A 24,181-nucleotide genomic window follows, 5' to 3' on the forward strand; every position below is an offset into this window, starting at 1 on the left:
ACACAATCCCAGCCGGCCACCACAGGATTTATAGGATGACAAACACCGCTTTTCCTAAACTATTTGAACCACTTGACCTTGGTTTCACAACTTTAAAAAACCGCATGATTATGGGCTCTATGCACACCGGGCTGGAAGAAGCGCCTAATGGCATTGAGCGTCAGGCAGCCTTCTTTGCCGAGCGTGCCAGAGGTGGCGTTTCCCTAATAGTTACAGGTGGTTATGGTCCAAACTTTGAAGGAGCAGCAATCCCGACAGACAAATTTCTTCATAGTGAAGAAGACGCAAAACACCACACACCGATAACTGATGCGGTTCATGCTGAGGGTGGAAAAATCTGTCTGCAAATCCTGCATACTGGACGATACGCATACAATTCAGCCTCTGTCGCACCTTCTGCCATTAAGGCACCGATCAATCCATTTGTCCCACATGAATTGGACGACGAAGGCATCGAAAAGCAAATCAATGACATTGTGACAACAGCCAAATATGCGCAGGTCGCCAACTATGACGGCGTGGAGATTATGGGCTCAGAAGGCTATTTTTTGAACCAATTTCTTGCCGCTCGCACCAACCAAAGAACCGATGCTTGGGGTGGTTCATATGAAAACCGCATGCGACTTGCTGTTGAAACAGTTAAGCGCACGCGTGCCAGTGTTGGTGAGAATTTCATAATCATCTATCGACTTTCTATGCTTGATCTGGTGGAAGGCGGCAGCACATTTGAAGAAGCGTTAGAATTAGGAAAAGCGATCGAAGCAGCCGGTGCGACAATTATCAATACGGGTATTGGCTGGCATGAGGCGCGCATACCGACGATCGTCACCAAAGTGCCCCGCGCAGCTTTCACATGGGTCACAGCGCGCTTCAAAGAGCATTTGAATATCCCGTTGATAACTTCCAACCGGATAAACACGCCAGAAGTTGCCGAAGAAGTATTAGAACGCGGCGATGCTGATATGATCTCAATGGCACGCCCTTTCCTTGCTGATCCGTTTTTCATGCTGAAAGCGGCCCAAGGCAAAAGTGATGAAATCAACACGTGTATTGGATGTAATCAGGCTTGTTTGGACCACACTTTCCAGATGAAAATATCCAGCTGTCTGGTGAACCCGCGCGCATGTTATGAAACAGAAATCGTGATTGAACCGACAGACAAACCCAAGAAAATCGCTGTTGTCGGTGCTGGCCCTGCAGGGCTTGGATTTGCCAACATTGCCGCTGAGCGCGGACATGATGTGACAATTTTCGATAGCGCCGGCGAGATTGGTGGCCAATTCAATATTGCCAAACAAATTCCCGGCAAAGAAGAATTTTATGAAACGATCCGATATTTCAACAAAATGATCGAGCTGAAAGGCATCAAACTAAAACTCAACACGCGCGTTTCTGCTGCTGATCTTGACGCTATGAATTTTGACGAGGTCATTATCGCCACCGGTATTTTGCCGCGTACACCAGATATTGAAGGCATCGACCACCCGAGTGTTCTTTCTTATATTGATGTGCTCAAAGATAAAAAACCAGTTGGCAAAAAAGTCGCGGTTATTGGTGCAGGTGGGATCGGCTTTGATGTGTCGGAATATCTCACACATGGAAAATCATCCCCGAGTACAGACATCCCAACCTTCATGAAGGAATGGGGCGTTGATATGTCTTTAAAAGCGCGCTCGGGAATTGAAGGTATAAAACCAGAACCAGAAGCATCACCACGTGAGGTTTATCTGCTTCAACGTAAAACAACATCGGTTGGAAAAGGATTGGGTAAAACATCCGGATGGGTTCACCGCGCAGGTTTAAATGCCAAAGGTGTTAAAATGATACCGGGCTGTTCATATGAAAAAATAGATGACGTAGGTTTGCACATCACAATAGATGGACAACCGAAAATTCTGGATGTCGACAACATTGTTTTATGTGCTGGACAAACATCACTCAATGAACTTCAGGACACTCTAAAAACGAAATCCCACCTTATTGGCGGCGCAGATGTTGCTGCTGAACTGGATGCAAAACGCGCCATTGATCAAGGTGTACGCCTTGCAGCCATAATCTAGGAGCAAGTGATGACAGAGCAAACCAATATGACACGCTGGATGGAGTGGATCGAGAAAGACCACTCCCCCGCAGGGTTAAGCGCGCTGCTACATGATGATGCTGTGATGATCAGCCCCGTGGTACACACACCGCAAAAAGGCAAGATGATCACAATGGCTTATCTCATGGCCGCTGGTCAGACGATAGGCAATGACACATTCAAATATACGCGTACATTTGATTGCGGCGATAAAGCTGTTTTAGAATTTGAAACCGAAATGAATGGCATTCACGTCAATGGCATTGATATGATTGAATGGAATGAAGACGGCTTGATCACAGAATTTAAAGTAATGATCCGCCCTCTAAAAGCTGTAAACATGGTCCACGCAGAAATGGGCAAAATGCTAGAAGCAATGAAAGCCTCTCGTTCAGGTTAAATAGGCCACATCTATGGACACTGCTTTTCTTATTCTTATCGGTTTGGCGGCGCTGGTAATTGGTGGTGACCTTCTTGTACGAGGGGCAGTTGAACTGGCGCGCCTTATTGGCTTATCACCTCTGGTTATAGGGTTAACTTTGGTCGGGTTTGGTACATCAACTCCCGAACTCGTGACTAGCATTCAAGCTGCCTTTGCAGGCTCTCCAGGAATAGCTGTAGGGAATGTCGTCGGCAGCAATATCGCCAACACTTTACTCATACTCGGTTTCGCTGCTGTACTTGCACCATTGGCAATAGATAAGATTGCGTTTCGGCGAGATGGAATAGTACTGCTGATCTCGACATTGATGTGCTTTGCTGCGATCCAATATGGCCAACTAAGCCCATTGATTGGTGCAATCTTCATAGCCGCATTATTAAGCTATGTGGTTTATACAGTGGTACAAGAACGCAGTTCACAAACCGCAACACCTTCACCGGCTATCAGTGATCAGGAAAGCCCACCTCAAGGCAAGCTATGGATAAATGTCTTATTCGTAATTGCTGGTTTAACCATGACAATTATTGGCGCGAAATTTCTAGTTTCGGGTGCAATCAATATTGCTTCAAACTTTGGTGTTTCTGAAGCTGTCATTGGTTTGACAATTGTTGCCGTTGGAACATCGCTGCCAGAACTTGTTACAACAATTGCCGCTGCTAGACGCGGACAATCGGACATAGCCTTTGGCAATATCGTTGGTAGCAACATTTTCAATATCTTGTTTATTCTTGGTTCAACAGCCTTGATCAAACCTATACAAGTGCCAAAGACAATCGCTTCGGTAGACATTTATGTGATGCTTGCTGTGACTATATTGCTCTTAATCTTTGCAGTCACACGTTGGAGAATTACTCGAATAGAAGGAGCTATTTTGTTGTCCACCTATATCTTGTATTCCCTTTGGCTTGGCCTAGCAGCAGCTAGCTAATCGACACCACAGGTTCGGCTGAAATTTTCTCTCAAAACATTAATTGAGGACTGTTTATTGGCTAGCCCCCTCCCCAAACCACAAAAAAATGCGGCAGCTACTCCCAATAATAGCTGCCGCGGATATTGTTGGACTTCTGAAGACATCCAACAACATCATTCTGTGTCCTAATGTTTATTAGGCAACTTCAAAGAGGCCGGCTGCGCCCATTCCGCCGCCAACACACATTGTGCAGACAACATATTTTGCGCCGCGCTTCTTACCTTCGATAAGCGCGTGTCCTGTCATGCGGGCACCAGACATTCCATATGGGTGACCCACCGAAATCGCGCCGCCATTCACATTTAAAAGTTCATCAGGAATGCCAAGCTTGTCACGGCAATAGATAACCTGACATGCAAATGCTTCGTTGAGTTCCCATAGCCCAATATCATCCATTGTCAGGCCATTAGCTTTTAAAAGCTTAGGAATGGCAAACACTGGACCAATACCCATTTCATCAGGCTCAAGACCTGCGACAGCCATGCCGCGATAGATACCCAAAGGAGACAAGCCGCGCTTTTCAGCGAGCTTGGCTTCCATGATGACAGATGCAGATGCACCATCAGACAATTGAGACGCATTTCCCGCTGTGATGAAAGCATCTGGCCCAACAACTGGCTTAAGGCTGTTTAGACCTTCTAGTGTTGTTTCAGGACGGTTGCCTTCGTCTTTTTCAAGGGTCACTGCTTTTTCTGAAATGTCGCCAGTCGCTTTATCTTTGACCAGCATTTTAGATGCCATTGGCACGATCTCTTGATCAAATGCGCCAGCAGCCTGAGCCGCAGCCGTGCGTTGCTGTGATTGCAGCGCATACTCGTCTTGTGCTTCACGGGAAATACCATAACGCGCGCTGACGATTTCGGCAGTTTCGATCATTGAGATATACGCTTTGGGGTGCATGGCCAGCAATTCTGGGTCTGCTTTCATGCGCAATTCTGGCGTTTGAACCATAGAGATGGATTCAACACCGCCGCCAATAGCCACATCCATACCATCAAGCACAACCTGCTTAGCCGCTGTTGCAATGGCCATCATGCCAGACGCACATTGACGGTCAAGGCTTTGCGCAGACACAGTCACAGGTAGGCCTGAGCGTAATGTGGCATTACGCGCAATATTGCCGCCCTGCACGCCTTGTTGAAGCGCTGCACCAAAGACAACATCTTCCACTTCAGCACCGTCAATACCCGCACGTTCGACGGCATTTTTGATTGCATGCCCCGCAAGCGTTGGCGAAGGTGTATTGTTGAACGCCCCTTTATAGGCGCGTCCAATTGGCGTTCTCGCCGTGGAAACAATAACTGCTTCTCTCATAGTGTATCTCCCGTATATTTATGTATTTTATGATTTTTGAGCGGCTTGCGCCTGCCCCATAAAGTTTGCGATTGGACCGTTAGTGTCTTCGTAATATTGAATATTGTCTTTGGCGCTGATGGCATCAAATTGAGCTGCAACATTCTCAGCTGTTTGCTCATCAGGTTTTAAATAAATGCCCTGAGTTTCAACCATATAGGCACGCGCAAAACCGCCACCAGCAGCAGACAAGATACATTTAGACGGCGCATCTTCACTCACAAGATACACAACACCAGCTGTGATTGATTCCGGCTGCATTTGCTCCAACAATGCTTCAGGAATACCGATATCCATTGTCATACGCGTGGCAGCAGTTGGTGCCAAAGCGTTAACGCGAATGTCGTATTTGCGGCCTTCCAGTGTGAGCGCATTCATTAAACCGACAACACCGGCTTTTGCTGCCGAATAGTTTGCCTGACCAAAAATACCATAGAGACCTGATGGCGATGAGGTCATCATGATACGTCCGTATTTTTGTTCTTTCATGATCTCCCAAACTGCTTTTGAACAGTTTGCGCTACCCATTAAATGCACATCAATAACAAGACGGTAATCATCCATTGTCATTTTAGAGAAGCTTTTATCCCGCAGGATACCAGCATTATTGATGAGGATGTCGACACGCCCCCATTTGTCCATGGCGCTTGCAACCATGGCCTCAACTTCATCCATCTTAGTCACATTGGCACCGTTGGCGATGGCTTCGCCACCAGCAGCTTCGATTGCCTTCACGACTTCTTCTGCTGCAGACAAAGAACCACCCGTTCCGTCTCTTGCACCACCAAGATCATTGACCACAACTTTCGCACCGCGACGTGCAAGCTCTAGTGCGTGGCTTTTGCCTAGACCATTACCTGCTCCGGTGATGATGGCAACTTTGCCTGTAAAATCCAGATTACTCATGGCGTATATTTCCCGTTATATTTTGCTATTATTTCAAAAATTGCATCGTCAGCATTTCGACAATCATTGCCGGCTTTTCGATGTTTTCAATTTCGACTGTGCCTTCAGCTTTTATGAGGATTTGCTTTGGGTTTTTCACATCCACATTCAAAAGTTTGAAATGTCCCCGTATGCGACTGCCTGATGGCACTGGGTGGATAAAGCGAACTTTATCTGACCCGTAATTCACGGCCATTGCGATCCCATCAAGCACAGGCATGGCATCTTCACTCATTTTGCTCATGAGTGAGAGTGTTAGGAAACCGTGAGCAATCGTTCCGCCAAAGGGTGTTTTTGCAGCAGCTTCTGCATCCAAATGTATGAATTGGTGATCTTCAGTGACATCCGCAAATGTGTTGATGCGATCTTGTCCAATTTCAATCCATTCAGATGTCCCAAGTGTTTCACCAACTTTGGACTGTAATTCAGCTAAACTTGTCATGTCTCTCTCCCCTAGCCTTACATGAGGCTTTCATATCTTTTGCGGTGATGATCTGCATTTCCAAACATCACATCCAGCATCGTGCCGTGCATGAAATAGTGCGCAACCGCCATTTCTTCGGTCATCCCCATTCCACCATGAAGCTGGATTGCAGACTCACCACAGAATTTAACGCTTTTGCCCAATTGCACTTTCACGGCAGAAAGAATTTTCTTCCGCTCATCTGGATGTTCATCCAGTTTGAGCGCACCAAGATACGCCATGGAAATCATCTCTTCGGTATGGATCAGCATATCCACCATACGGTGTTGCAGAACCTGAAAATTTGAAATGGCCGTACCAAATTGCTTACGCTCACGCGTGTAAGCTGTGGTAAGTTCCGTCATTTTACGGCAAACACCCATAGCTTCTGCAGCAATCGCGGAAATACCCTGATCTGTGACTTTCTCGATGATAGGAAGGGCTTTGCCTTCTTCGCCAAGCAAATCAGCTGATGTCACTTTCACATCTTCCAAAATGACATCACCTGCGCGGTGACCGTCAATTGTGGAATAGCTTTCAATTGTCACACCTTCTGCTTTTGCATCGACAACAAATAGGCTGATACCATCCTCATCGCGCGTATTACCGCCTGTGCGCAATGACAAGATAAGCTTGTCAGCAATTGGTGCGCCCAAAACAACAGCTTTGCGTCCATTAAGAACGTATGAGTCACCATCTTTTTTGGCGCTAGCTTCAACATGAAACAGATCAAATCGGCTACGCGGTTCGGCAACACCGAAACCAACAATCAACTCACCTGTCGCAATTTGCGGGATAAGTGTTTTGGCTTGATCGCCGCCAACTTCAGACAACACGCCACCGCCTAGTACGACAGTTGGCAGAAAAGGTTCAACGATATTGCCTTTTCCAAGCTCTTCCATAATGACCATAATATCGACAGCACCGCCGCCAAGACCATCATATTCTTCTGCAAATGGTACGCTTAAAAGACCCATTTCTGCGAAATCAGCCCAGACCTCTTTGCTCCACCCATCAGTGGACGCAATAATCTTTTGACGTGTTTCAAAGTCATATTTTTCACGGACATAACGCGAGATTGAATCTCTGAACATGTCCTGTTCTTCAGTGAACAAAAAATCCATAATCTTTCCTCGAATCTATGCCCTAGAGCCCCAAAATTGCTTTAGCGATAATGTTGCGCTGGATCTCATTTGATCCCCCATAAATGGAGGTCTTACGTTTATTGAAATATCCCGCAGCTGCATCAACCGTGTGCTCTGGACCAGAAGGTGTTTCATTACCCGTCAGACCACGCTGGAATGGCATGGCGTAATAGCCCGCCACTTCCACAGCAAGGTGAGAAATGCGTTGCTGCAATTCTGTTCCGCGAATTTTCAAGATCGAGCTTTCAGCACCCGGTCCCTTACCCGCTTCTTCACCTGCAAGTGCGCGTAACTCGGTATATTCAAGCGCCATAAGATCCATCTCGATCTCAGACACTTTTCGGCGAAACTCTGCGTCATCCATTAAGATGGGCGCATCACCATAAAGGCTTTTATCGCTGGCCACTTCACGTAAACGAGATAAGGCTTTCTTACACACATGTGTTCCTGCAATACCCGAACGTTCATGCATCAATAGGAATTTTGCGTAAGTCCAACCTTTATTCTCTTCACCGATCAGGTTCTCCACCGGCACACGCACATCTTCAAGGAAGACTTCATTGACTTCATGGTCGCCGCCCATAGTGATAATTGGACGAACCGTTATGCCCGGCGTTTTCATGTCGATCAGAAGGAAAGAAATACTTTCCTGAGCTTTGGCTTCAGAGTCTGTTTTTACAAGACAGAAAATCCAGTCCGCGTGCTGAGCTAAAGTTGTCCATGTCTTAGAGCCGTTAACAACATAATGATCACCATCACGTACAGCTTTAGTACGCAATGATGCAAGGTCAGATCCAGAGCCCGGCTCAGAATAACCCTGACACCACCATATGTCACAGTTTAGTGTTGCAGGAAGAAAACGCTTTTTCTGCTCTTCATTAGCGAAGGTATAAATAACAGGACCAACCATCCCGATATTAAACGGCAGCACATTAAATGTTTCCGCTTTCGCCATCTCTTCTGCAAAGATATATTTCTGCGTTGGTGTCCAACCCGGACCGCCATATTCTTTGGGCCAAGATGGTGCAACCCAACCTTTAGCCGCCAGTTTTTTATGCCAAGCGATGTATTCATCACGGCCAAACTCAGTCACTTCACCCGTGCGTTTCTCTTCGGGCCAGTTTTCATCAAGAAAATCTCTGATTTCTTGACGGAACTCTTCGTTCTCTTTCGTGAATGCCAGATCCATTGCTATGTTCCCTTTTCACAATTTCTTTTAAAAACAGGCAATTGGAACAGGACGTGACACCTGTTCCAGATACCCACCTATCTATTCGTATATTTTTTCAATTCATCCCGCGCGATGACCATACGGTGCACTGCATCTGGGCCATCAGCAAAACGAAGTGTTCTCACACCGGTATACATCTCTGCCAACGGTGTATCTTGTGAGATACCCAAGCCACCATGCATCTGCATTGCTTCATCAATCACTTTCAATGCCATACGCGGCGCTTGAACTTTAATCTGACTAATCCAAATACCAGCCGCTTTTGCATCTCCTTGATCCATCATCCAAGCCGCTTTCAAGCAAAGCAAACGTGCTTGCTCGATAGAAATGCGTGCTTCGGCGATAATGTCATAATTGGCACCAAGCTTGTGCAATGGACGCCCAAATGCTTCACGAGATGTGGCGCGTTTACAAAGCAATTCCAGCGCACGTTCCGCTTGACCAATCGCACGCATACAATGGTGAATACGGCCCGGCCCTAAGCGACCTTGGCTGACTTCAAAACCACGGCCCCGCCCTAGCAAAAGCGCATCTTTAGGAACGCGAACATTTGTAAAGCGGATATGCATGTGGCCATGGGGCGCATCATCATGACCAAAGACCTGCATGGGCCTGATAATCTCAATGCCTTCATGGTCAGATGAAATTGCAAACATTGAATGACGTCCGTGACGGCCAGCACTATCATCTTCAGTTTTCGCCATGAGAATATAAACACGGCAACGCGGGTCACCGGCACCAGAGGCCCAGTGTTTCTCACCGTTTAAAACCCACTCATCACCATCAAGCTTTGCTTCAAATTGCAATGCTGTTGCATCTGAAGACGCAACATCTGGTTCTGTCATAAGATAGGCTGAACGAATATTGCCTTGGAGCAGGTCAGAAAGCCAAGCATTTTTCTGCTCTTCATTGCCATAGCGTTCGAGAACTTCCATATTCCCAGTGTCTGGCGCTGAACAGTTAAAAGCTTCCGCTCCAAGCTGGGGAGACCAACCCATTTCTTCAGCTAGATAAGCGTATTCAACAGTAGATAGGCCATATCCTCGGTCTGATCCTGTTAGCCAGAAATTCCAGAGGCCACGTTCTTTAGGCTCCTTTTTAATCTCATCGAGAATTTCTTTCTGGCGCTCGGTATGTGCAAATCGACCACCTTCAGCTTTACCCACCTCATTATGAAATTCGACTTCCAAAGGAAGAACTTTTTCGCGAACAATTTCCCGCACCGCAGCGATAAGTGGTTTGACTTTTTCGCTTGGGCCTAAATCCATACTCGTCATTCTCGTTTCCCTTTTCCTATTATTATCGTCGACAGCCCTAACGTTGGCTGCAGGACTTATCTTGTATTTTCAGCTATCAATTTGCGGACATAATTACCCAGATTTTTTGCCCCCAAACCAAAGACGGCGTATCGCTCATTCGTCGTTTGTTTGTGGTAATAACGGTAATAAATTTGCTGCGCGATTCCAGCTAAACGGAACTGTCCATAGGCATAATAAAACAGATAATTATCAATCTTACGGCCTGATTTCTTGGCGTAATAATCGACGATTTCTTGACGTGTCATCATGCCTTCAACATCAGAAGGCTGACGTTTCAATGCTTGCAATTCCATCGGATCGTCTGCTTGAACCCAATATGCGAGGCTTGCGCCCAAATCCATCAATGGATCACCAAGAGCTGAAATTTCCCAATCAAGCACTGCGCGGATTTCATGGGGTTCTTTTTCATCCATGATCATATTATCGATCCGGAAATCACCATGCAAAATCGCACTGCCCGACTCTGTGGAAGGTCGGTTATCCTCTAACCATTGTCGCACATCTTCAAATGGATCTGCATCGGGTGTAAGCGCTTTTTCATAACGCTTATTCCATCCTAAAATTTGACGTTCAACATAGCCTTCAGATTTACCAAAATCTTCCAGCCCGACATTCTTGGGATCCACAGCGTGTAGCTCGATCAGCTTATCCCAAAAACGCTCACAGAAATTGCGCACTTCCTGAGGGCCCCAATTCCATTCTTTGGGAAAAGCATCCAGAACAAGTCGCCCCGGCACTTTTTCCATAACATAGAATTCAGCACCAATAATGGAGTCTTCGTGTGGCGCGTAATACAATACGTCTGGCACTTTAGGATATTCGGATTTAAGTGCTTTCATCACACTATATTCACGGATCATCGAATGACCTGATTTAGGCTTTGCCCCGCGCGGAGGACGCCGCAAAACCAAATCACGGTCAGGGTATCTAAGCATGAATGTTAGATTGGAAGCCCCGCTAGAAAACTGCGTCACCAGAGGCTGACCTTTCAGGCCCTCTATTTCCTGCTTGAGAACACCGTCAACGGCATCCACATCAAAAGCATCTTCTGCGCGAACTTCAGAACCTATGTTTTCAGCTGCTTGGCTCATAGCGGACCGCGCTGTGTCAAACCACCATCCACAACCAATGTGTGTCCTGTCACATAAGAAGATTCATCTGATGCAAGGTAGAGAATAGCTTCTGCCATATCCTCGGGTTGACCCACACGTTTCAGCGAGAAGTTTCTGTTCACAATGGCTTTGGTCGCTTCTTCATCTGCCATCAAAGCCGATGCAATCTTTGTCTGGGTTAGGCCCGGTGCCAAAGCATTCACGCGGATGCCGTCAGATCCAAGCTCCTGCGCAAATACTTGCGTCATGCTGATAATACCAGCTTTTGTCATTGAATAGACACCTTGCCCCATACCCGGTCTAAATCCGTTTACTGACGCCACATTGACAATCGACCCGCCACCAGATTTTTTCATCAAAGGAACAGCTTTCACTGTCAGATAATATGGGCCTTTCAGGTTCACATCGATTGTCTTGCTCCACGCATCCACAGGCGTCTCAATTGCGGGACCAAAATGCGGGTTCGTTGCGCCATTATTGACCAAAATATCCAGGCGCCCCTCCTCTTTTTCAATAGAAGCGATCACAGCGTCATGATGGGCTAATTCTCCAAGGTGGAGCGTCATTGCACGCGCCTTACCGCCGGCGGCAATAATCTTCTCGGCAACTTCAGTACAAGCATCTAGCTTACGGCTGGTGACGATAACCATCGCGCCTTGCTCTGCAAATGCTTTGGCCGTTTCTTCACCAATACCGCGACTAGCTCCCGCGATAAGTGCGACTTTTCCTGTTAAATCCTGCCGTGCCATTTTAAGCATCCTCCCTTATTTATTATTATCGAATGTATTTTGGCCTACATGGGCCTATTATTCTTTGCCATCAAACCGCGTCTTAGTTTGCGCATCCCACCCAACCAGCGGTCTGGTTCTGCGGCTTTGCCTTTGATATACTCGGCGACTTCTTCATGCGGAAACACAAAGAACTTTCCGTCTTCCAAGGCAGTTAAGGTCATCTCTGCGACAATTTTTGGCTCAACCACGCCGCCAACAGATAGAAGACTTTCTTTTGCATCTTCAATCATGCGCGTATTCACAGCTTGAGGGCAGACACAGGCCACTGATATCCCGTCATCACCATGCGCAACAGCCAGACTTTCCGCGAAGGCGACAGCCGCGTGCTTTGTCACTGTGTAGGACGTACATCCCAACTGGGCGAGTAAACCAGCAGCCGACGCAACAACAACAAAACTACCACCGCCACGCTTGACCATATCAGGAACCACATGGCGAGCAGCATAGACCGACGCCATAACATTCACTTGCCAAGATTTTTCCCAAGACGAATTAGGAGCAGATGCTGCTCCAAAAAGTGGGCCATCAGAAGATCCTATACCAGCATTGGAAACATATATGTCGACTGGGCCAAGCTGTTTCGTCACTTCAGTGATGAAAGAAGCAACTTCACCCTCATCAGCAACATTCACACTCGCACCAAACCCGCCACAGGCTTTGCCAACGGCATCTGCTTCGGATCGGACAAGATCTGCAACAGCAACTTTTGCTCCAGCAGCATGAAGCGCTTCAGCGTAGGCTTTGCCTATTCCGCGACTACCGCCCGTGACAATTGCAACTTTATTATGCCAATCCATACGCGCTCTCCTGCTAGAAGTTGATCAAAAACTGACAGTCAGAACTATCAATTCAACACATTTATTCTACAGAGACACACCCAAAGTCAAATTTTTTTTAACAAACGTACTACTGAAAAATCTTATATCAGATATTTCCCATCTATCATGGCGGTTATATCCTCACAAAACTCCTGACGAACTCTCCCTAGGTCATGTGTCTGTACGCCAGTCGCCAGAATTCTAAGCTTTTTTCCAATAAAAAGCCCATAGATCAGATAAGCATCCATTGATCTTGCACCATAGCCTATCCTCTTCAGTAGGCGATCCCAAGCCAGATACTGATCAAGGCTCACATCCCGCATTACCGGCCCAAGCGCAGGATTTCGCTGAAAATCCATAAACACAGATAATTCGGCAAGATTGACAGATTTGAACTCCGTGACTTCGCGCATAAAAACTGCACTTGTCAGATCTGCAAGCTGATCAATCTTCAGGGCATCATAGTCTATCCCCGCCATTACATGTCTGTACCGCGCTTTTGCACGTGCAAAAATCTGTACTTGTGTTGCTTGCAATAGGCTTTCCAAATTTTTAAAATAATAAACTGGAGCAGTTGGAGCCAACCCTGCACGCGCCGCTATCGCCCGGTGTGTGACCCCTGAAACGCCATAATCTTCGATCAGCCCAATCGCAGCATCTAAAATTTTAGCACGAGTTGCTTGCGCTTTTTTTCCATCCTTCTCAAGTGATGGATCATCAAGTAATTGATTGTTATATTTCTTGTTTTTTATACATTCTGCAACATTATTATTCTTATCCAGAATGTTATAAATATCACCAGAGTTGAACCCAAATTGTTGAGCAAGAAAAATCTGTCCAATTGTCGAATCTAATGCTGAACGGATCAAAGACTCACTAAATTCGCCGGGAAATTCATTGGCCAGCTTCAACCAAATCGCCTCAAGCCCGTCAAACCATTCTATAGCTACAGACCTTAAATCATCATTGCGCGCCGCTTCGATCATTATTTCTTGCCACGCAATGGTGGGGGTTCTGAATTTCTTTGCGACCCCAGCAGCAATGGAACGAACACAAAAATCTCGAAATGTGACCGCAAATTGCGGGTCCGATAATCTACGTTTTGGGACAGCTTTCATACTTTCAAGATTTTTCTTCGCAAGCACGTAAGACGCGTCCTTGATCATATCCATCTTGGTTTCATAATAATATGTTGTCGACGCTAACGAGACATTGGCCCGCTTAGCAACACTTCTATGCGTTGTACGTGACAATCCAAACTCGGCTATATCCATGATGACAGCATCACGTAATTTACGACGCATTTTTGCAGATCGAGATATCGTTAACTGAGCTTTTTTTTCTTCTAACACAGACGAACTCCCGAGAATACAACTCTAAAAAACCCTTCTACAAAAACACATATTGAACATATGTACAAATTATGCCAGCCTGCGGGCTAACAAGAAGAGTATCAATAACTTTCCAAAACAAGGCACTATCAATACAGCCTTATCACCTTAGGGCAACATTGCGTGCAATGTGGTGGCGCACAAAATTTCCAAATAAAAACGCGCCATCATACACGCTGCGGGACAAAAAGAGGAAACGTCCAATGAAAGCACTCGTATCAAAAACACCCGGCGGTCCAGACTCGCTGGAGCTCGTTGAATTACCAAAACCAGACGCTGCTGCGAATGAATTAGTTGTGCGTATCCATGCTTGTGGCGTGAACTTTCCAGACTCTCTCGTCATCGAAGACAGATACCAATTTAAACCACCTCGCCCTTTTGCCCCCGGCAGCGAAATCGCCGGTGTTGTTGAAAAAGTGGGAGAGAATACATCTGGCTGGGAAGTTGGTGACCGTGTCGTCGCAACAGTTCCCCATGGCGGATTTGCTGAATACATAAGTGTTCCAGAAAATCTGGCTTTTCCACTACCTGCTGACAAAGATTTCAATCAAGCATCTGCTCTATTGCTCGTGTATGGAACAACATATCATGCACTTGCAGACCGTGGAAACTTGAAACCAGGTGAAACGCTGCTTGTTCTTGGTGCAGCTGGAGGTGTTGGCCTCGCCGCAATCGAACTTGGTAAAGCTATGGGTGCGCGTGTCGTAGCCGCTGTTTCCAGTGAAGATAAAGCGCAAGCCGCCAAAGATGCTGGCGCAGATGACACAATCGTTTATGCCCGCCAGCCATTTGATAAAGCGCAGTCCAAAGAACTCGCCAAGCAATTTAAAGATGTTCTTGGAAGCAATGGAGCAGACGTCATTTATGACCCTGTTGGCGGTGATTATTGTGAACCAGCTCTGCGTGCCTGCGCTTGGGAAGGACGTTACCTCGTTATAGGTTTTGCTGCTGGTATTCCATCACCGCCTCTCAACCTTACGCTTTTAAAAGGGTGTGATATTCGCGGTGTCTTCTGGGGTGCCTTTACAGCACGCTCACCAGAAAAAAACCTAGCAAACGTCAATGAACTTATGCGCCTCTGGGGAGAAGGTAAGATCAACCCTAAAGTGGGCAAAACTTGGCCTCTGGAAAAGGGCGGCGATGCCATTCAATGGCTCGTAGACCGAAAGGCAATCGGTAAAGTCGTCGTAACAATCGACTAAACACCCGCACCAGATCCAACCCGAGGCCACATCATGACAACAATTCACGCACGCACATGCCACATTTGCGAAGCAAATTGCGGCATCCTTGTCGAACTTGATGAGCGTCGGGTTGTATCCATCAAGGGCAATCCCGATCACGTATTGAGCGAGGGCTATATCTGCCCCAAGGCAACGGCTATTCCAGACATTCAAGACGATCCAGATAGGTTACATCACCCTCTCAAAAAGACCGAAAATGGCTGGGAAGAAATTGATTGGGACACAGCGTTCACAGAAATTGCAGAACGTTTTGCCAATATTGTATCAAGCGAAAAAATACCAGCTGTTTTTCTAGGAAACCCCGGAACGCATGATTACAGCAAAACAACTCAGATAAGAAATTTCATAAAAAGCCTTGGTGTACGCGGCATATATTCGGCCTCCACCCTAGACCAGCTTCCGCACATGATCGCGCAAAGATGGGTCTATGGGCATAACGCCCTTTTCCCCGTTGCTGATATTGATCGCAGTCAATACATGCTGATCGTTGGCGGCAATCCATTGGCATCCAATGGCAGTTTGTGGACGGTGCCCAATGTAAAAAAACGTATTCAACGCATGCAAAAACGCGGCGGGAAGCTCGTGGTTATTGATCCCAGAAAAACCGAAACCGCGAAAATTGCCGATGAGCATCATTTTATCCGTCCGGGCAGTGATACTGCGTTTTTCCTTGGATTACTTCTAGCACTAGATAATGCAGACCTTGTGAACCCAGGAAGGCTAGCTCCAATGCTAGATAATGGCTGGGATAAAGCATGGGACGAAATCAGAAAATATGATCTAAACGTCCTCTCCAAACATTGCGGCGTAAGCGTTGAAACACTTAACGACATTGCAGCTGAGCTGGGCAGCGGCAAACCAGCGATTGTGTATGGCCGGATGGGTGTTTCGGTACAGACATTTGGCACGGTCAATCAATGGCTGATCCAATTGCTCAATATTGCGACTGGCAACCTCGACCGTGAAGGCGGCATGATGTTTGGTAAGCCCGCAATTGATCCAGTAAAAAATGCAGGCAATGGTTCCTACGGACGCTATAGCACACGCGTGAGCAACAGCCCTGAGGTCTTGGGTGAACTTCCAACCGTCGAACTCGCTCAGGAAATCACCACAAAAGGCGCAGGCCAAATTGGTGCCCTCTTCACAATTGCAGGTAATCCAGTCATCTCAGCCCCCGGTGGACGACAATTGGATGCCGCTTTGGAAACATTAGACATGCTGGTCTGTGTCGACATGTATGTTACGGAAACATCACGACATGCCGATTACATATTGCCGCCATGTGGACCATTAGAAAACGACCATTATCCATTATTGCTCGCTCCGATGGCAGTCCGTAATTTTGCAGCTTACTCCCCCGCTCTTTTGCCTAGACAAGACGATGAACGCGAAGACTGGGAAATCGTGGCCGGCATCTCTGCTGCAATCAGCACAGCAATAGGGAAAGAACCACCACCAATTATTACTCCAAGAGACGCATTGGCGGCCATGCTCAAAGCCTCTTCTTATGACCTTACTTTAGAGCAATTGGAAAACAGTCCCAACGGTGTTGATCTAGGTGCGCTCTATTCTCAACTTCCAGAGCGATTACAAACACCTGACAAGAAAATTCACTGCGCCCCTGAAGAATGCCTAACAGATTTAGAACGTTTCAAGCACGAACTTGTGACCACAAATATTCCAGACCTCACATTGATTGGCCGCAGGCACGTGCGCAGCAATAATAGCTGGCTGCACAATAGTCATCGCCTCCTTAAAGGACCAGATCGTTGTACTTTGATGATACATCCAGACGACGCTGTGAAATGTGATGTGGAAACCGGCGATATGGTTCGCGTGCAAAACCATGTTGGAAGCGTAGAAATAATTGCCGAAGTCACAACAGATGTCATGCGGGGAGTGGTATCAATTCCCCATGGTTACGGCCACGCACGAGAAGGCACTAAACTCTCTGTCGCCGGTGAAAAACCAGGTGTCTCAATCAACGACCTCACCGATCCAGCGACCAAAGACCCACTCTCTGGCAACGCCGTTTTGAACGGCGTCGAAGTGAGGATCTCAAAACTGGTCGCAAACTAGATCAGCGAGTGACACTGATTTGAATTAATCAAAATCAGCCGCAGAGTGACGCTCCTTAAGCTGCTTGCTTTCTTCGCCCCATACGCGGTTTACACGGCGACCACGGATTACTGCAGGACGTTCGGAAATTTCTTTGGCCCAACGCTGAAGATTTTTATATTCATGCACTGACAAAAATTCAGCCGCTTCATATAAATGACCAAGGGCAAGCGCCCCATACCACGGCCAGATAGCGATATCTGCAATCGTATATTCATCACCCGCAATAAATTTGCTTTTCTCAAGCGCCTTATCCAGAACATCCAGCTCTCGTTTCACTTCCATAGAAAAACGATTGATCGGGTATTCAAATTTCTCGGGTGCATATGCGTAAAAATGCCCAAATCCGCCTCCCAAATAAGGCGCAGACCCCATTTGCCAAAACAGCCAATTCATGACTTCCGTGCGTTTTGCACCTTCTTTTGGTAAAAACTCACCAAATTTTTCAGCCAAATGCACCAGAATTGATCCGGATTCAAAAACGCGAACCGGCTCTACACCGCTGCGATCTATCAAGGCTGGAATTTTCGAATTTGGGTTTACCTCAACAAAACCAGATGAGAATTGGTCACCCTCGGAAATATCAATGATCCAACCATCATATTCCGCACCTTTATGGCCAAGCGCTAGAAGCTCTTCAAACATCACAGTCACTTTCACACCATTGGGCGTTGCCAATGAATACAATTGGAAAGGATGCTGACCAACTGGTAGATCTTTTTCGTGCGTTGCTCCAGAAATTGGACGATTTATATTCGCAAATTTTCCGCCATTACCCTGTTCCCAAGTCCAAACGGCAGGTGGTGTATATGTTTGCTTGTCTGTCATGAGCATATGTCCATTGGTAAAATTCTATAAGTGTTTGGCCATCCGAGGATATAGAAACCGAGGAATTGTATGCACTATACTTATGTCCATTGCTCAGCTTTACAAATGATAAGCCGAAATTTCATCTCCAAATCACACAAAAGTGAGCCTCCCCTACGGAAGGCTCACTCTTATTTTTATTCTCATTCCACAGCTTAGTTGAATGGCTCTGCTTCAAAATCAAAGAAGACAAAATCAGCTTCTTTTCCATTGGTGAACTCAAGCAATCCATCCGTAGGAATTGCAAGACCGTCACCTTGCTGCAAATGCATACCATTCACTTCAACTTCACCCACCGCAACTTGAACCCAAGCTTTATGCCCGTCTGAAATTTCAAACTGAACTGACTGATCTCCATCAAGATTAGCCGCATAAACATCAGCATTTGCTTTCATCTGAATAGAACCATGACGGCCATCCTTTGAAAGAAACAGTTTCAATTTACCGTCCTTATCTTCTTTGGTTAGGTCTAGGGTTTCATATCGAGGCTGGCCACCATCTTCATATGGCAACAACCAGATTTGCAGTAATCGTGTTTCATCCGTGGCTGACGGATTAAACTCAGAATGCCTTACGCCAGCGCCAGCACTCATATATTGAATACCACCGGCTTTTACAGTCGAACCATTTCCCATGCTGTCCTTGTGCGCCAAAGCACCTTGAAGAACATATGAGAAAATTTCTGCATTCTGATGCGGATGCTCTCCAAATCCTTTTCCACCTTCAATATAGTCATCATTGATCACGCGAAGGGATTCAAAATGCATGTGGGAACGATCAAAATAGCTTCCAAAGCTAAAGGAATGAGCTGAACGCAACCAGCCCATATTTACATGTCCGCGTTCGGCTGCCGGACGTAATGTAAAAGCATCTTGAGGAATAAGATTTAGAGTACTCATCGCAATTTTCCTTTTTAAATCTGTTTAATTGACGCCATTGCTGCTGCAATTTTTTCTTCCGCCTGCTGGCCCATTGCGTCCGCAATTATAAACGTAACGTCTGTTATGCCGATAAAGCCCAGAATGTGACGCACATATGGTGTGACAAAATCAATCTCACTTCCCGACGGTGTACCACCTGAAGCCAATGCAATAATAGCACGCTTGCCTTCCATCAGTCCGACAGGCCCTGTTTCTGTGTATTTGAATGTCACGCCCGCACGTCCAATCAAATCGACCCATGCTTTGAAAGTTGCTGGAACACCAAAATTGTAAGTCGGAATTCCGATAACAAGCGTATCAGCATTCTTAATTTCGTTCACCAACTGATCAGACTGAGCCAAAGTTGAAGCCTGAGCATCTGTTCTCATCTCTGGCGGAGTAAAGTTTGCGCCAACCCAATCCTCATTGATAAATGGTAGGCCCTTTGACACATCTCTCTTCTCAACTTGTACAGCTTTTTCAGCTGACAAATGTTCAATAATCGCATCGACTAATCCACGTGATACGGAGTCAGATACACGTGCGCTCGTATCAATACGAAGAATTTTGTTTAGATTTTCCATCATGTCTTCCTTTGCTAAATTTCCTACAAAGTCAGATAGACTGTCCACCCATATAGTATTAGTGTGCAATTTAAGATATTATTGTTCTGGAAAACGAAACAATGAACAGGTATGAAGATATTGAAGCTTTTGTTCGAACGATTGAATCAGGTTCATTTACTGCTGCTGCTAAACAATTAGGACTTGCCAAATCCGCGATCAGCCGACGCATTCAAGACTTAGAAGCACGCCTAGATACACAATTAATTATTCGCACAACGCGTAAAATCACGCTGACGGAACAAGGTCACACTCTGTTTGAGCGGGCTAAAATCTTGCTACATGACTGGCAAGAAGCGGAAGCCTCTATTACTTCTAATCAGGCAGCGTTAGCAGGCACTATCCGAGTCACAGCCCCTCTTACCTTTGGTGTAAACCATCTTAGCGCAGCCTTTATTGAGTTTCTCGATGCTAATCCCAATATCGAACTCGACATTGATTTTAGTGATCGCAAAGTTGATCTCGTGTCTGAAGGCATGGATCTCGCCATTCGTATCGGCCAATTGCCTGATTCAAGTCTAATTGCACGCAAGCTTGCACCTATTCGCGCTATCGCTGCAGCAAGTCCTGAATACCTAGCCAAAAATGGTACACCGCGTACACCTGAAGATTTGCAGAAGCTAAACGAGCTGCGCTATGGCCTCAAAGACGTTAGAAGCTGGAAATATACAGCACCCGATGGTTCGGTAGGAGAAATTGAAATGCCATCTGTCCTAAAATCTACAAATGGAGACTTTTTAAAAGATGCTGCAATAGCAGGAAAAGGCGTTGTCATCGAACCAAGCTTTATACTTTGCCAAGCTCTAAAAGACGGACGTCTCGTACAAATACTTCCCGACTATAAATGGCCAGAAATTGGTGCATACGCCATATACCCACCAACACGCCATCTATCGGCCCGCGTACGAAAACTCGTTGACCATCTTGCAAAACATTGCGGCGGAGAAGACCCATATTGGGAGAAAATTTAGCCAAACAGACACTATGATAGAATTTAATTCTCCCTTAGCTTGGCATACCACTTCTTATACGAAAACAAGAAAAGACACATTCTTCCCTTGCCAGTCATACAGGTAAATTTATGAAAATTCTAAGCGCGCTCTCGGTCTGTTTCGCATTCTTTATCTCCTCGCCCAGCTTGGCTCAGGAAACCACATCCAAAACATTACTTATAAATGCTGACCTTATTGATGTCGTAAAAGGCAAACTCGTAAAAAATCAAGCTATCGCAATAGAAAACGGAAAAATCACTTTTGTTGGCAATGCATCCAAAGCACCTGATGGAGATTGGGAAACCCTAGATATGGCCGGCGCTACATTATTGCCCGGTTTATCTGACAGCCACGTTCACCTCACATCCAACGCTTCTGATCACGGCTACAGAAGACTGACTATCTCAACACCTAGAGCTGCAATTAATGGTGTGGCGAATGCCAAAAAGACCCTGCTAGCAGGGTTCACAAGTGTTAGAAACTTAGGTGCCCCCGGATATGCAGATATCGCATTAAAAGACTCGATTGAAGACGGCATAGTAATTGGGCCACGTATCATCGCATCTGGCCCCTCTCTGGGGATTACTGGCGGCCATTGCGATTCCAATTTGCTACCTTTTGAATATCAAAACAAAGCTGAAGGTGTGGCTGATGGACCTTGGGCTGTCCGCGCCAAAGTGCGCCAAAACAATAAATACGGGGCTGAAGTCATCAAATTTTGTGGAACAGGCGGTGTCTTATCCAAAGGCACTAAACTTGGTGCACAGCAATTCACCTTTGAAGAAATGGCAGCCATTGTTGATGAAGCACACCTATTAGGATTGAAAGTTGCCGTCCATGCTCATGGCTCTGATGGCATCGCAACGGCCCTAAAAGCTGGCGTCGACTCCGTTGAACATGCAAGCATGATCACGGATGAAGATATTCAAGTCGCCATTGAACAAGGCACATATCTTTCCATGGATATCTATGTGTCCGACTTTATCCTATCTGAAGGAGAAGCCGCCGGCATTCTTGAAGAATCTCTAGAAAAAGAACGTAAAGTTGGACGCCTTCAAAGAGAACGTTTTCAAGCAGCCGTTAAAGCAGGTGCCAAAATGGCATTTGGTACAGATGGCGGTGTCTATTCACACGGTTTAAATGCACGCCAATTTGCAAAAATGGTTGAATGGGGAATGACACCCATGCAAGCCATACAAGCATCTACGATTGGTAATGCGACACTCTTTGGAACTGAGACCAACACTGGCTCAATAGAAGTTGGAAAATTCGCAGATATCGTTGCGGTGTCAGCAAACCCGCTAACCGATGTTAGCGAGCTGGAAGACATCGACTTTGTGATGAAAGACGGTGTTGTCTACAAAAACACCATCACGCAATAACTAAAACGCCCCTTCAAAGTGATACTCTGAAGGGGCATTATAGCTATCTCAATGCGTCGCTAGTTTCACTTAAAAGGGATTGCTGCCTATCAATTGCTCTGGAACCAAATCCAAACAAGTTTGATCCAGATCCGCCACAAGATGAAATTGCGTGACCGCTTTTGGTAATTCATAGCGGAAGAAATACCGGCAAGCTGCTATTTTACCCTGATAGAAAGCAACATCATCTCCCTCAGCCGTCTTCAACGCATTTACAGATACCTGAGCCTGTCGCAGCCATAACCACGCCACAACAACATGCCCGAAAGCGTCCAGATATATCGTGGCGTTCGCTAATTGAATATTCTGATTTTCACAGGCTTTTACTGTTTTTGTTGTATCCAACAGCGTTTCAACTGCACCAGTTAATGCAGTAGCATACTCTTTTAGCGAAGTTTCACCAGCGACCTCTGCTAACGTTTTTTGCACCTCAGCCATAAGCAAATTTAGCGCTGCCCCGTCATGCATAGAGACTTTTCGACCCAACAAATCAAGGCCATGTATCGCATGCGTACCTTCATGAATATGGTTCAAACGATTATCGCGATAATACCGCTCAACAGGGAATTCACGCGTATAACCATATCCTCCAAGGATTTGAATTGCGTGCTTATTTGCCTCTAAACAAAATTCTGACGGCCAAGATTTTGCCAAGGGTGTCAAAATTTCCAACAATAAAGCCAAACGCATCTGCTCGTTTTTGTCGTCAGTCAATTTTTGCTGTTCAACAAGGTCCATACAATAAAAAAGCAATGCAGAAGCGCCCTCGACCGCCGCCTTTTGCGCCATGAGCAACCGCTTGATATCGGTGTGCTCAATGATAGGAATTTGAGGTTTTGTCGGATCTTTATCTTGAGGGTGGCGGCCTTGCGAACGCTCACCAGCATATTTTAATGAATAAAGAAATCCAGTTAATGCACTCATGACGGAGCCTTGCCCAACACCAATGCGCGCTTCATTCATCATATGAAACATGGATTTCAAGCCCTCATGCGGCTTCCCCACAAGATACCCATGACAATCGCCATTTTCACCAAAATTCAAAAGGCAATTTGTCGTGCCGCGATGTCCCATTTTATGATTGAGACCCGCCAATGAAATATCATTCTTCGGCCCAAGACTTCCATCATCATTCACACGATATTTTGGTACGATAAAAAGAGAAATTCCCCGCACACCCGGAGGGCCACCTGGAATTTTAGCCAGCACCATTTCAACAATATTTTCTGCAAGCTCGTGATCTCCACCCGAAATCCACATTTTCGAGCCTTCAATCAGATAATGCCCCTCATCTGTCGGCGTTGCTTTGGTACGGATATCAGACAGTGAAGAACCCGCTTGAGGTTCAGATAGACACATTGTCCCAAACCAGCGGCCTTCCAGCATTGGACCAAGATATTTGTCTTTCTGTTCCTGACTACCCACTGCATTCAACATATTGGCAGCACCAATCGTCAAAAATGCATACGAGTTTATCCCCGGATTAGCCGCTGAGAAAAAACCAGCCAATGCAAAATTCACAATCCCGGGTAATTGTGCCCCGCCGACATCCTCATCAAAACTGGCTCCAAAAAAGCCCGCATCAGCAAAAGCTTTTAGCGCCTCTCCTACTTCGGGCATGATGGATACTTTTTCGCCGTCAAATGTTGGCTCATTCGCATCCAGCTCACTTGCACATGTGAGATACTTATCTTCAGCAATCGCTTGCGCAGTATCCAAAATAGCTGAAATTGCTTCTCGGTCATATGCTTCATAGCGATCCGTTTGAAGCATTTGGTCGAGATCCAGCAGCTCATACATCAAGAAATCTATATCGCGACGATTTGTAATCAATGACATTAATCAACTTCCTTTGAATGCAGAGAATGGAGACAAATAGCACCATTTTTTAACAATGGTACTAAAATTTATTCCCTGATCAATCCTACCCTAAGGG

At 46.1% G+C, this 24,181-nt stretch carries 21 protein-coding genes; 7 read left to right on the forward strand and 14 right to left on the reverse strand.

Features of this window, described 5'->3' with window-relative positions; translation table 11 throughout:
- Positions 1-35 precede the first annotated feature (35 nt).
- The 3 genes from HBAL_RS14260 to HBAL_RS14270 are packed head-to-tail and all read left to right on the forward strand — an operon-like array spanning position 36 to position 3,450.
- Positions 36-2,060: an NADPH-dependent 2,4-dienoyl-CoA reductase gene (locus HBAL_RS14260; RefSeq protein ID WP_015828655.1), complete on the forward strand. Its 2,025-nt coding sequence runs from the start codon at positions 36-38 to the stop codon at positions 2,058-2,060.
- 9 nt (positions 2,061-2,069) lie between these two features.
- Entirely contained in the window at positions 2,070-2,480 is a 411-nt protein-coding gene (locus HBAL_RS14265; protein WP_015828656.1) for a nuclear transport factor 2 family protein, read from the forward strand.
- 13 nt (positions 2,481-2,493) lie between these two features.
- Positions 2,494-3,450 (forward strand): calcium/sodium antiporter, encoded by a 957-nt coding sequence (locus tag HBAL_RS14270; RefSeq protein WP_015828657.1) that lies wholly within the window; start codon positions 2,494-2,496, stop codon positions 3,448-3,450.
- Between the two features lie 177 nt (positions 3,451-3,627).
- Here HBAL_RS14270 and HBAL_RS14275 read toward each other — a convergent pair whose 3' ends face one another.
- The 10 genes from HBAL_RS14275 to HBAL_RS14320 all read right to left on the reverse strand — a co-directional run bounded on the left by HBAL_RS14275 (position 3,628) and on the right by HBAL_RS14320 (position 14,021).
- Positions 3,628-4,806 (reverse strand): acetyl-CoA C-acyltransferase, encoded by a 1,179-nt coding sequence (locus HBAL_RS14275; RefSeq protein ID WP_015828658.1) that lies wholly within the window; start codon positions 4,804-4,806, stop codon positions 3,628-3,630.
- 27 nt (positions 4,807-4,833) lie between these two features.
- The gene (locus tag HBAL_RS14280; RefSeq protein WP_015828659.1) at positions 4,834-5,751 is read right to left on the reverse strand and encodes an SDR family NAD(P)-dependent oxidoreductase; all 918 of its coding nucleotides are present in this window, start codon (positions 5,749-5,751) and stop codon (positions 4,834-4,836) included.
- A 28-nt stretch (positions 5,752-5,779) separates the two neighbouring features.
- Positions 5,780-6,232, reverse strand: coding sequence for a MaoC family dehydratase (locus HBAL_RS14285; RefSeq protein WP_015828660.1), 453 nt, complete (start codon positions 6,230-6,232; stop codon positions 5,780-5,782).
- A gap of 17 nt (positions 6,233-6,249) precedes the next feature.
- Positions 6,250-7,377 carry an acyl-CoA dehydrogenase family protein gene (locus HBAL_RS14290; protein ID WP_015828661.1) on the reverse strand — a complete coding sequence of 376 codons (1,128 nt, stop codon included), beginning with the start codon at positions 7,375-7,377 and terminating at the stop codon, positions 6,250-6,252.
- A 22-nt stretch (positions 7,378-7,399) separates the two neighbouring features.
- Positions 7,400-8,587, reverse strand: a complete 1,188-nt coding sequence (locus HBAL_RS14295; protein ID WP_015828662.1) for an acyl-CoA dehydrogenase family protein — start codon at positions 8,585-8,587, stop codon at positions 7,400-7,402.
- 77 nt (positions 8,588-8,664) lie between these two features.
- Positions 8,665-9,906 carry an acyl-CoA dehydrogenase family protein gene (locus HBAL_RS14300; protein WP_015828663.1) on the reverse strand — a complete coding sequence of 414 codons (1,242 nt, stop codon included), beginning with the start codon at positions 9,904-9,906 and terminating at the stop codon, positions 8,665-8,667.
- 56 nt (positions 9,907-9,962) lie between these two features.
- Positions 9,963-11,039 (reverse strand): phosphotransferase family protein, encoded by a 1,077-nt coding sequence (locus HBAL_RS14305; protein WP_015828664.1) that lies wholly within the window; start codon positions 11,037-11,039, stop codon positions 9,963-9,965.
- Entirely contained in the window at positions 11,036-11,809 is a 774-nt protein-coding gene (locus HBAL_RS14310; RefSeq protein WP_015828665.1) for a glucose 1-dehydrogenase, read from the reverse strand. The genes HBAL_RS14305 and HBAL_RS14310 overlap by 4 nt, the downstream gene beginning before the upstream one ends.
- A gap of 44 nt (positions 11,810-11,853) precedes the next feature.
- Positions 11,854-12,648 (reverse strand): SDR family NAD(P)-dependent oxidoreductase, encoded by a 795-nt coding sequence (locus HBAL_RS14315; RefSeq protein ID WP_015828666.1) that lies wholly within the window; start codon positions 12,646-12,648, stop codon positions 11,854-11,856.
- A gap of 122 nt (positions 12,649-12,770) precedes the next feature.
- Positions 12,771-14,021 carry a TetR/AcrR family transcriptional regulator gene (locus HBAL_RS14320; protein WP_015828667.1) on the reverse strand — a complete coding sequence of 417 codons (1,251 nt, stop codon included), beginning with the start codon at positions 14,019-14,021 and terminating at the stop codon, positions 12,771-12,773.
- 242 nt (positions 14,022-14,263) lie between these two features.
- Here HBAL_RS14320 and HBAL_RS14325 point away from each other — a divergent pair, with 242 nt between their 5' ends.
- Complete coding sequence (locus HBAL_RS14325; protein WP_015828668.1) at positions 14,264-15,262, forward strand: NADPH:quinone oxidoreductase family protein; 999 nt, start codon at positions 14,264-14,266, stop codon at positions 15,260-15,262.
- 33 nt (positions 15,263-15,295) lie between these two features.
- On the forward strand, positions 15,296-17,383 hold the full coding sequence (locus tag HBAL_RS14330) for a molybdopterin oxidoreductase family protein (protein ID WP_015828669.1): 2,088 nt from the start codon (positions 15,296-15,298) through the stop codon (positions 17,381-17,383).
- 24 nt (positions 17,384-17,407) lie between these two features.
- Here the strand turns inward: HBAL_RS14330 and yghU are convergent, their stop codons facing one another.
- The 3 genes from yghU to HBAL_RS14345 form a co-directional block, all read right to left on the reverse strand.
- Complete coding sequence (gene yghU / locus HBAL_RS14335; RefSeq protein ID WP_015828670.1) at positions 17,408-18,250, reverse strand: glutathione-dependent disulfide-bond oxidoreductase; 843 nt, start codon at positions 18,248-18,250, stop codon at positions 17,408-17,410.
- A gap of 194 nt (positions 18,251-18,444) precedes the next feature.
- Positions 18,445-19,188 carry a pirin family protein gene (locus tag HBAL_RS14340; RefSeq protein WP_015828671.1) on the reverse strand — a complete coding sequence of 248 codons (744 nt, stop codon included), beginning with the start codon at positions 19,186-19,188 and terminating at the stop codon, positions 18,445-18,447.
- Between the two features lie 14 nt (positions 19,189-19,202).
- On the reverse strand, positions 19,203-19,793 hold the full coding sequence (locus tag HBAL_RS14345) for an FMN-dependent NADH-azoreductase (protein ID WP_015828672.1): 591 nt from the start codon (positions 19,791-19,793) through the stop codon (positions 19,203-19,205).
- Positions 19,794-19,894: 101 nt separating this feature from the next.
- Here HBAL_RS14345 and HBAL_RS14350 point away from each other — a divergent pair, with 101 nt between their 5' ends.
- Both HBAL_RS14350 and HBAL_RS14355 read left to right on the forward strand, forming a co-directional pair.
- The gene (locus HBAL_RS14350) at positions 19,895-20,803 is read left to right on the forward strand and encodes a LysR family transcriptional regulator (protein WP_015828673.1); all 909 of its coding nucleotides are present in this window, start codon (positions 19,895-19,897) and stop codon (positions 20,801-20,803) included.
- 110 nt (positions 20,804-20,913) lie between these two features.
- A complete protein-coding gene (locus HBAL_RS14355; protein ID WP_015828674.1) occupies positions 20,914-22,206 on the forward strand; it encodes a Xaa-Pro dipeptidase in 1,293 nt (430 codons plus the stop codon).
- A gap of 69 nt (positions 22,207-22,275) precedes the next feature.
- On the opposite strand, the gene HBAL_RS14360 is transcribed toward HBAL_RS14355, so the two are convergent.
- Entirely contained in the window at positions 22,276-24,084 is a 1,809-nt protein-coding gene (locus tag HBAL_RS14360) for an acyl-CoA dehydrogenase (RefSeq protein WP_015828675.1), read from the reverse strand.
- Positions 24,085-24,181 lie beyond the last annotated feature (97 nt).

This window comes from Hirschia baltica ATCC 49814 (assembly GCF_000023785.1).
Taxonomy (GTDB): Bacteria; Pseudomonadota; Alphaproteobacteria; order Caulobacterales; family Hyphomonadaceae; genus Hirschia; species Hirschia baltica.